Source organism: Limnohabitans sp. Rim8 (assembly GCF_945869175.1).
In the GTDB taxonomy this organism is placed as follows: domain Bacteria; phylum Pseudomonadota; class Gammaproteobacteria; order Burkholderiales; family Burkholderiaceae_C; genus Limnohabitans_A.
Map to the genome: position 1 here is coordinate 1 of NZ_CAMBNZ010000134.1, position 3,472 is coordinate 3,472.

The 3,472-nt window shown below is 54.4% G+C and carries 6 protein-coding genes; 1 reads left to right on the plus strand and 5 read right to left on the minus strand.

All coding sequences use genetic code 11. From position 1 onward, the window contains the following. On the plus strand, nt 1–165 hold a 165-nt coding region (locus tag Q0O19_RS13920), incomplete at its 5' end, for a hypothetical protein (RefSeq protein ID WP_295523974.1). Between the two features lie 87 nt (nt 166–252). Here the strand turns inward: Q0O19_RS13920 and vapC are convergent. From vapC to Q0O19_RS13945, 5 genes are all read right to left on the minus strand, one after another. Beyond that, nucleotides 253–690 (minus strand): tRNA(fMet)-specific endonuclease VapC, encoded by a 438-nt coding sequence (gene vapC / locus Q0O19_RS13925; RefSeq protein WP_295523964.1) that lies wholly within the window; start codon nt 688–690, stop codon nt 253–255. Next, a complete protein-coding gene (gene vapB, locus Q0O19_RS13930; RefSeq protein ID WP_295523966.1) occupies nt 690–923 on the minus strand; it encodes a type II toxin-antitoxin system VapB family antitoxin in 234 nt (77 codons plus the stop codon). Before vapB ends, vapC begins: the two co-directional genes overlap by 1 nt. Nucleotides 924–1,709: 786 nt before the next feature. Continuing rightward, a complete protein-coding gene (locus tag Q0O19_RS13935; RefSeq protein WP_295523968.1) occupies nt 1,710–1,991 on the minus strand; it encodes a hypothetical protein in 282 nt (93 codons plus the stop codon). Further along, nucleotides 1,988–2,197, minus strand: a complete 210-nt coding sequence (locus Q0O19_RS13940; protein WP_295523970.1) for a hypothetical protein — start codon at nt 2,195–2,197, stop codon at nt 1,988–1,990. The genes Q0O19_RS13935 and Q0O19_RS13940 overlap by 4 nt, the downstream gene beginning before the upstream one ends. Nucleotides 2,198–2,703: 506 nt before the next feature. After that, on the minus strand, nt 2,704–3,472 hold a 769-nt coding region (locus tag Q0O19_RS13945; RefSeq protein WP_295523972.1), incomplete at its 5' end, for a zinc-dependent alcohol dehydrogenase family protein.

The window sequence follows — 3,472 nt, forward strand, 5'->3', positions numbered from 1 at the left end:
TGGGAAACCACCATGGACCCCACCGTGCGCCGCCTGCTGCGCGTGCAGATCGACGACGCCATCGAAGCCGACCGCGTGTTCACCATGCTCATGGGCGACGAAGTCGAGCCACGCCGCCACTTCATCGAGAGCAACGCGCTGCGGGCGGGGAACATTGATATTTGATCGTGTAGGTTCTCAGAAGTGATGCAAATTTTCTCAACTTTGCAAATAACCAAAAGCCCGGAGTTCCGGGCTTTTTCATTACTGGTGTCAATTGATATTTGAATCCCGAAAATGCGGTTGCGCTGTTTGAACCCAGTTCTCTACTTCCAGCGCAGGCACCCGTGCGAACTCCCCCATGTTGTTCGTCACCAGCACCAAACCTTCGCTGCGAGCTTGCGCTGCAATGTGCATGTCGTTTACACCGATAGGCTGGCCGAGTTTTTCCAAGGCGGCGCGAATGGCTCCGTAATGCTGCGCGGCCTTGGGGCCATAGGGCAGAACTTCCAGGCGACCGCAAAAGTCTTCGACAGTGGCCAAGTTCTCGCTCACGTGGCTGCTTTTCTCCGCACCGTGCAAGAGTTCGGCAAGGGTGATAGAGGAAATTGCCATGCGGCTGGCGTTGGCGTTAAAAGTAGAAAGCACCTCGACAGGCCGCCGCTTCAACACGTAGATGACGATGTTGGTGTCCAGCAGGTAACGCCGCATCAGAGCGCCTCCCGCTCCGGCTGGTGCTGGGTAGCTCGCTCGAGCAGGAAGTCGTCGCTAACTTTGGGGCCATCCAAAAAGAAGCTGTCCCAGCTTTGGCCTAGGGGTGCGATGACGCGCTCGTTACCTTTGACGCGTATCTCTACCTTTTGAACTCCCTCGGGTAGACGCACGTCCAAAGGCAGACGAACGGCTTGTGTACGGTTGTTGACGAAAACAGTACCGATGGACATGGTGACCTCCCAAGGAAAAGTATATAGCAATTGTATATGGCGCATCCGCGGTAGTCAATTGTGCGTTCACAAAGATCTCTGTTCCGCCACAGCACGCGCTTGGCGAGTTCCATCGTAGAAGCCATTCGTGCTTCCCGATGCAAGCCATTGGCCAATGACGGGATACGGGGGCGGAAGCGGTCACATGAATGTGCTGCAGACAACGGCGGCTTGCAGCCTGTAGCCGACATCGGTGTGGCGAGGGTCCGAACTGCAGATGCTATCCATAGCCTGGTGGGCTTGTAATAATGATTTGTATCCACTATTGAGAGTCTGATTCTCGAGTTAACACCTTGGTTCGATGGGACGCTTCATATGCCAGCACGCAATGGCTGTTACGACTGCAAAGAATGAAATGCACGGCATTACTTCAAGGATGGACTTTGGTATCGGAACAAGAAGTCGCTGAATGACGGGCCGATTTTCATCAACAAACTGCATTGGCGCGGCATATTGAGGCCTTCTTTGCAAAGTTCATTGGCGTAGTGCGATCCAAAAGAACCACCTGCCTCACTAGACTCTCTTGCCCAGTAGGATCTTTGCATCTTGATGAGAATTCAACATCGCATTATTCTCAATAATGCCTGCAAAGCTAATTGATTTACCAAGCTCCGACTTTGCAGGGCATGGCTGCCAAAGTGCGCACTGTCCTATGACTCAGCGAACGCTGGTGTCATTGCAGTTCTGCTGTTGTTCATGCAAGGGGTGTGCCGCAGGGAAGCGGTGACGAAGCGGTCCAGTCAATGTTCAAGGGCTTGGCCGCATCTGCTGGACGGCCCTTATTTCGTAGTCGTCAATCAGTTTTTTGAAGTGCTTGTAAATTTCAGCCATCTTCACATTCAGCTGGATGCTGGCAAAACCTTCATCATTTTTGTCCAGCGGGATCACGCCCGTGACCACGCTTTTGAAATGTTCGGGGTCTTTGTTTCTGATGGGTTGATAACGATCGATGGAGGTAAAAATGTCGTCGAAGGTATAGCCATGTTCGCTGGTCAGGACCACCAAATCGTAGAGATCACGAGACTTCACGCCACATCCTCGAACTTGTGCTTTTCAAGCACCTTGCCGATCAACACATCGTCCTTGATGTTGGGGTTGGACCAGTCATAAGCTCCCGACAAACCGATCTTGACAGACTTGCGCGGCGCGTTGGCTTGCGTAATGACGGTTCGCAGCCACGCCGGGATCAGCGCAGAGTAGTTGCAATTCTCCCTATGCCCAGTCACCCGTGGCACCCTGGATCTCCAGCTTTGTGAGGTTTGGCATTCCCCGGGTCCACAACACAAGCAAGATCCTGCCCTTGGGGGTGGCAGCGAGCTGAACCTTCCTTTGACTCATGCGGCAAAATTGAGCAGTGTGGCCAGCGGCTTTGACCGTGCGCGACAGTCCAGAAGTGGGCACCACCAGCAGATCATCTGTGCCTTCGGCTGGCGCAAGCCTTGTTTGCTCCCCGGTCTTTTGCGCCAATGCATGGGCAATGGTTTGAGCTTCCATACGCTGACCGGCTTTGGCATACAGCCCTCTGGTCACCCGTTTGATGATCTCTGCGCTCATCATCCGAAAAAGCGCTTGGTCCTCGGCTGCGCGAGTCCCCCACCGGCAAAAAGTCAGCACTTGAAAAGACCGCCCCAGAGGTTTGTCTGCCATGGCTTGCCTGATCGCTTCAGATGTACGCATGTCAGAAATTATTCATGTTTTCAATTAATGTCACTATTTTTATCGCTGAACATCAACCAACTGGTTAGGTATTTTGAGTTTGAAAATGAGCCCCCGTCAGGAGCACTTTGCCTTGTCTGCCGGTTTGTGCCGAGTGCGCGATGGCCTCAAGGACGTCGCTCAATTCATAAACTTTTTCCACGCTCATGCTCAGCACGTTTTGCGCGGCCAATTCCATCAAGGCTGGGTAAACGGTCCGTGCCTTTTGTCGGTTGTCGAAGTTGCTGAACCAGTTCGCCAGCCAGAAGCCTTGAACGTGGACGTTCCGAAAAATCAGGTCGTGCGCAGAGATGCTGCACGGATCACCGCTCAGCAGGCCATAAAGAACCAAGCGGCCTTGTGGACTCAAGCTGGAGGCCAATGCTTGTGAGGCTTTGCCGCCAATCGCGTCCAGGCCCAGCACGACGGGTTCACCCTGGGTTATTTTGCGTACGCTTTCCTGGAGTGCATCAGGGTCTTGGCCGTCATCCACCAGCCAGTGACCGCCTTCTTCAGCAGTCACCGCCTCTGGTCGGCGCACCACATTGATCAACAGGATGCCCAAGTGGGACGCCAGCTGCCGAGTGCATTGACCCACAGCAGAGTTGGCGGCATTTTGAATGACCCATTGACCGGGCTGGAGGGTGACTTGGTGCTGCAGGAGCACCCAAGCCGGTGCCGGGTTGGCAGCCAGCATGGCTTGTTGCAGCACAGGGGCATGGGATGGCACCGGGACCAGTGAGCGCCTTTGAACCACCAGTTCGTCGGACCAGACACCGAATACGCCGATGGGCAGCACCCGTTCGCCGGCTTGC

Bases quoted from the DNA above. Each gene is read 5' to 3' on its own strand.
- vapC (WP_295523964.1), bottom strand. From the start codon at position 690: ATGCGGCGTTACCTGCTGGACACCAACATCGTCATCTACGTGTTGAAG.
- vapB (WP_295523966.1), bottom strand. From the start codon at position 923: ATGTCCATCGGTACTGTTTTCGTCAACAACCGTACACAAGCCGTTCGT.